The 865-nt window shown below is 70.9% G+C and carries 1 protein-coding gene and 1 pseudogene; both read left to right on the top strand.

Annotated features, from left to right (window positions below; all coding sequences use genetic code 11):
- Positions 1-436 (top strand): VWA domain-containing protein (locus tag L995_RS03965; protein WP_047469353.1); only part of this gene is annotated, 436 nt, incomplete at its 5' end.
- A pseudogene (locus L995_RS03960) lies at positions 433-865 on the top strand (SWIM zinc finger family protein); the annotation flags it as partial. The gene L995_RS03965 and the pseudogene L995_RS03960, both read left to right, overlap by 4 nt.

The raw sequence follows: 865 nt of genomic DNA, 5'->3' as shown, positions 1-865 counted from the left end.
CCGCGTCTTCGCGCGCGTGCGCGCCTTGCGCACCCATGTGCTGCTGTTCGCCGACGAGGTGGCCGATGTCACCGGCCAGTTGCATGCGCCCGAAGAACTGCTGCTGGGCGCGCAACTGGGCGGAGGCACGAATATCGGTGCCGCCCTGGCGCATGCGGCCGGGCTGCTGGGCGCGCCGCGCCGCAGCGTGGTCGTGCTGATCACCGATCTCTACGAAGGCCATGACGAGGCCCGCGTCATCGCCGAGACCGAGCGGCTGATCGCCAGCGGTGCGCGCGTGCTGGTGCTGGCCGCCCTGGATCGCCGCGCCCATCCCGACTACGACCGGGACCTGGCTGCGCAACTGGTGGAACGCGGTGCGCAGGTCGGCGCCATGACGCCCGACCATCTGGTGGACTGGCTGGCCCGTGTCATGCAGGCAGGGCGATCCTCATGATGCAGGAATGGCTGCGCACCCTGGACGATGACGCCATTGCCGACTGGGCCAACAAGGGCCTGCTCAAGCGCGGCGCAAAGGCCCTGGCGACATTGGATGCGGCGGCCTGGGAGCTGGATGCCAGCCATGCCCGGGCCGATATCGAAGGCCATGTCCAGACCCTGGCGGGCGCGGGCTTTGCCACGCTGCAATGCAGCTGCCCGGCGTATGGACCCTGCCACCATCTGTGCGCCTTGCTGCTGGGCCTGCGCGCGCGCCTGGCCAGCGGAGGGGCGGCCGATGAGGCAGCACAGGCCCCTATCGCGCCATGGCTGGAGGGCGATGCCGAGGTCGTGGCGCGGGCCTTCGGCAGCGCTGCCCAGCGCAAGGCCCTGCGCTGGATGGCACAGGGTTTCGAGGCCGTGCTGGAAGAGACGCCGGCCGACGCGG

The sequence above is a fragment of the Delftia sp. ZNC0008 genome, from assembly GCF_000799035.1.
In the GTDB taxonomy this organism is placed as follows: domain Bacteria; phylum Pseudomonadota; class Gammaproteobacteria; order Burkholderiales; family Burkholderiaceae_C; genus Comamonas; species Comamonas tsuruhatensis.
The sequence above is the reverse complement of the archived record's forward strand: the minus strand, read 5'-3'. Positions and strand labels throughout refer to the sequence as shown.